Consider the following 4,656-nt stretch of genomic DNA (forward strand, 5'->3'; position numbering starts at 1 on the left):
CAGCCACAAGACGCACCTCGCGCCACCACAAGACGCACCTCGCACCACCACAAGACGCATCTCGCGCAGCCACAAGACGCACCTCGCGCCACCACGAGGCGCACTTCGTCGGGGCGGGGTCAGCGGCCGGTGTACTCGGGAGGGCGGCGCTCGACGAAGGAGGCCATCGCCTCGTCGAGGTCGTTGCTGAGCAGGAAGGCGGCGTTCCAGACGGCGGTGTAGCGCAGGCCGGCCTCGACACGGGGGCCGCGCTCGGCGTCGAGGACGTCCTTGATGCCGCGCAGCACGAGCGGGGAGTTGGCGGCCATGCGCGCGGCGAGGTCGGCGGCGGCGGTACGGGCGGCGTCAGCGTCGGGGTGGACGTGGTTGACCAGGCCGATCTCCGCGGCACGCTCGGCGGTGATGTCGTCACCGGTGAGGGCGAGCTCGCGCAGGTGGCCGTCGCCGATGACGCCGACGAGGCGCTGGAGGCTACCGAGGTCCGCGACGATGCCGACCTTCGCCTCGCGGACGCTGAAGCTCGCGTCGGCCGAGGCGACCCGGACGTCGCAGGCGACCGCGAGGTCGACGCCGCCGCCGACACACCAGCCGGTGACCGCGGCGACCGTGGGCTTGCGCACGTTCGCGACGACGTCGACGGCGCGCTGCCAGCGGCGGATGAGCGCGAGCAGCTCCTGGCGGGCGCCGGCGTCGGTGGCCGAGCGCAGCGGGGCGAACGTGGCGGCCGCGGAGCCGAGGTCGAGGCCGAAGGAGAAGTGCGGGCCGGAGCCGGTGACGACGATCGCGCGGACCGCCTCGTCGGCGTCCAGCGCGGTGAAGGTCTCGGCGAGCTCGGAGAAGAACTGCTCGTCCATGACGGCCTTCCCGCCGGGTCCCGCGAGGCCGACCGTGGCGACGTGGCCGTCGCGGGTGACGGTGAAGCGCTTCTCGTCAGTCATGCTGCGGAGCCTAGTGCCGAGGGGACCCGATAGATTTCGCCTCGTGCCCGGTCCTGCTGCTCGTCCTGTGTCCCGGCCCGGGATCGGGGCGGAGATCAGGCGTCTCGGGGTCCCCGACGTCAGCGACGACGCCGCCGTCCTCGGCGCCTACTCCTCCGACGCCTCGCTCTACCGCGTGCCGCCCGCGGCCGTCGTCTTCCCGCACAGCGCCGACGACGTGCGCGCCACCCTCGCGGCCGCCCGCGAGCTGGGGCTGAGCGTCACCGCGCGCGGCGCCGGTACGTCGGTGGCCGGCAACGCCATCGGCCCCGGGATCGTCGTCGACTTCAGCCGGCACATGAACCAGGTGCTGTCGGTGGACGCGGACGCCGGCACCGCCGTGGTCCAGCCCGGCGTGGTGCAGGCCGCCCTGCAGGCCGCCGCGGCGCCGCACGGCCTGCGCTTCGGCCCCGACCCGTCGACCAGCACCCGCTGCACGATCGGCGGGATGATCGGCAACGACGCCTGCGGCGCCCGATCGCTGGCGTTCGGCCGCACGTCCCACAACACCCTCGGCCTGCGTGCCCTGCTCGCCGACGGCACCGACCTCGTCACCGGTCGCGACGCGGACGGCACCCCGACCGCCGAGGCCGCCAACGGCGTGCTCGACCGGGTGCGCGACGTCGTCGCCGCCGACCTCGCGACCGCGCGCACCGAGTTCGGCACCTTCGGCCGCCACGTCTCCGGGCTCGCCGTCGAGCACCTGCTCCCGGAGAAGGGCTTCGACGTCACCCGCGCCCTGGTCGGCTCCGAGGGCACGCTCGCGGTCATCCACGAGGCCACGGTCCGCCTCGTCAGCACGCCGCCGGCGAAGCTGCTCGTCGTCCTCGGCTTCCCCGACTTCCCGACCGCCGGCCACGCGACGCCCGAGGTGCTGAAGTTCGAGCCGTCCGCGTGCGAGGGCATCGACCGCCGCATCATCGACGTGATCCTCGAGCGCCGCGGCCCCTCCGCCGTCCCGGACCTGCCGGCGGGCGACGCGTGGATGTTCGTCGAGCTGTCCGGCACCGACCCCGACGACGTACGACGCAAGGCCGACCTGCTGGCCGCGGCCGGCCTCGGCGTCTCCGCGCTGGTGGTCGACAACCCTGTCGCGACCGAGCGGCTCTGGCGGATCCGGGCCGACGGGGCCGGGCTGGCGGGCCGGGCGCCCTCGGGCCGCCCCGCGTGGGCCGGCTGGGAGGACGCGGCCGTGCCGCCGGACCGGCTGGGTGACTACCTCACCCGCTTCGACGAGCTGCTGACCACGCACGGGCTGACCGCGATGCCCTTCGGCCACTTCGGCGAGGGCTGCGTGCACGTGCGGATGGACTTCGCGTTCGACGCGCCGGACGGGCCGGACCGCTACCGCTCGTTCGTCGAGGACGCGGCCGACCTGGTCTCCTCGCTCGGCGGCTCGCTGTCCGGTGAGCACGGCGACGGCCGGGCGCGCAGCGAGCTCCTGCCGCGGATGTACTCCCCCCGCGCGCTCTCCCTGATCGCCGGCGTGAAGCAGGCCTTCGACCCCGACGGCCTGCTCAATCCCGGCGTGATCGTGGACGCGGCGCCGCTGACCGCCGACCTGCGCTACGGGGCGCGGACGAGCCTGCGCAAGGGCCTCGCGATGGCCTACGCCAGCGACGGCGGCGACTTCGGCCAGGCCGTGCACCGCTGCACCGGCGTCGGCAAGTGCCGCGCCGACAACAGCGCGTCGGGCGGCGTGATGTGCCCGTCGTACCAGGCGACCGGCGAGGAGATCCACTCCACCCGCGGCCGCGCCCGGCTGCTGCAGGAGATCGTCAACGGCGAGAGCGACATCTCGTGGGGCTCACCGGCCGTGCACGAGGCGCTCGACCTGTGCCTGGCGTGCAAGGGGTGCGCGTCGGACTGCCCCACCGGCACCGACATGGCCAGCTACAAGGCCGAGGTGCTGCACCAGACCTACAAGCGCAGGCTGCGTCCGCGCAGCCACTACTCCGTCGGCTGGCTGCCGCGCTGGGCCAAGGTCGGCTCGGCGATGCCGCGCTTCGCCAACAAGTCGATGGACGTCGGTCCCCTTCGCAAGGTCGCGCTCAAGGCGGCCGGCGTGGACACGCGGCGGCGGATGCCGGCGTTCGCCCGGCGCACCTTCCGGCGTACCTTCGCCGGCGGTGGCACCGGCACGCCCGTCGTGCTCTTCGTCGACTCGTTCACCAACCACTTCGCGCCGCAGGTCGCGGACGCGGCAGCGCAGGTGCTGCGCGACGCGGGCTACGCGCCGAAGATCACCCGCCAGCAGGAGTGCTGCGGCCTGCCGTGGATCAGCACCGGGCAGCTCGACGGTGCGGCGAAGCGGCTGCGGTCGATGGTCGACGCGCTCGCCGAGGACGCCCGGGCGGGACTGCCGGTCGTCGGCCTCGAGCCCAGCTGCACCGCGGTGCTGCGCCACGAGCTCACCGAGCTCGTCGAGGGCGAGGACGCCGCCCGGGTCGCCGCGGCCACGGTCACCCTGGCGGAGCTGCTGACTCGCACCGAGGACTGGCAGGCGCCCGACCTGTCGGAGGTGACCGTGGTGGCGCAGCCGCACTGCCACCACCACGCGGTGATGGGCTGGGAGACCGACCGGGCGCTGCTGGAGAAGGCGGGCGCGCGCGTGCAGTCGGTCGCCGGCTGCTGCGGCATGGCCGGCAACTTCGGCGTCGAGCAGGGCCACTACGAGGTGTCGGTCGCGATCGCGGAGGCCAACCTGCTGCCCGCGCTGCGCACGCCTGCCGCCAACCGGGTCGTGCTCGCGGACGGCTTCTCCTGCCGCACCCAGATCGACGAGCTGGCGCCCGGCACCCAGCCGAAGCACCTCGCCGAGCTGCTCGCGGGGCGCTGACCCGCACACCGACCCGGGTCTACCGGCCCGGCGTCAGCCGCGCAGCAGCCCGTTGCCGCGCGAGCGGCGCAGCCAGTCGGGGTACTCGGTCATCAGCCGCTCGAACAGCGCGTCGTCGCTGATCGGGTTGCGACCGAGGATCTCGTCGTCGCTGACGGCGAAGAAGTCGGCGTTGTCGGTGTAGCGCTGGTCGAGGTCGTCGAGGCGCTGCAGGAACTCGAACCGGTCCGAGCCGATGCCGACGAACTGCCAGAAGATCGGCTCGTACGACGCCGCCCGGACCTGCCGCGTCGCGTCGTTCTTGTCGCTGGGCGCTCCGTCGGTCAGGAACATCACGTAGACCGGGGTCGTGTCCGCGACGGGCTCGCCGCGCTCGCCGGCGTGGCCGAGGTAGTGGGTGCGCACGGCGGCCATGGCGGCGCCGTACTTCGTGGCGTACTCGAGCTTGTACTTCCGCGTGATGCCCTTGACGTAGGCCTGGTAGCCGTCGAGGGTGAGCGGCTCGGGCTGGTGCACGCGGTTGCCGAAGAGGAACACGTCGACCGCGCCGTCGTCGTCGAAGCGCAGGCCGAGGGCGAGCACCCGCTCGGCGAGGCGCTGCACCAGCCCCTTCTTGTAGCGCGAGGCCATCGAGCCGGAGATGTCGAGCACCAGCGCCACCCGGGCGGTGTGCTCGGACAGGCCCTTCTTCTCCAGGGAGACCCCGGCGGTCTTGACCAGCGACAGCATGGCGGTGTCCCCGGCGCCGGTGAGCTTCTTCTCCAGGTCGACGACGCGGCGCTTCTCCAGGCTGACCGCCGGTGCCGCCGGTGCCGGGGGAGCAGGCGGCGGAGGCGGCGG

At 73.8% G+C, this 4,656-nt stretch carries 3 protein-coding genes; 1 reads left to right on the forward strand and 2 read right to left on the reverse strand.

Annotated features, from left to right (window positions below):
• Positions 1–119: 119 nt before the first annotated feature.
• Positions 120–938, reverse strand: a complete 819-nt coding sequence (locus tag L615_RS02330; protein ID WP_145723986.1) for a crotonase/enoyl-CoA hydratase family protein — start codon at positions 936–938, stop codon at positions 120–122.
• A gap of 43 nt (positions 939–981) precedes the next feature.
• Here L615_RS02330 and L615_RS02335 point away from each other — a divergent pair, with 43 nt between their 5' ends.
• Positions 982–3,816: an FAD-binding and (Fe-S)-binding domain-containing protein gene (locus L615_RS02335; RefSeq protein WP_261376528.1), complete on the forward strand. Its 2,835-nt coding sequence runs from the start codon at positions 982–984 to the stop codon at positions 3,814–3,816.
• Positions 3,817–3,849: 33 nt separating this feature from the next.
• Here the strand turns inward: L615_RS02335 and L615_RS02340 are convergent.
• On the reverse strand, positions 3,850–4,656 hold an 807-nt coding region (locus L615_RS02340; protein WP_145723988.1), incomplete at its 5' end, for a VWA domain-containing protein.

The sequence above is a fragment of the Nocardioides sp. J9 genome (assembly GCF_007829375.1).
GTDB lineage: Bacteria > Actinomycetota > Actinomycetes > Propionibacteriales > Nocardioidaceae > Nocardioides.

What these genes read in the sequence shown, in the direction of transcription:
- L615_RS02330 (WP_145723986.1), bottom strand. Translation starts at nt 938, where the DNA reads ATGACTGACGAGAAGCGCTTCACCGTCACCCGCGACGGCCACGTCGCC.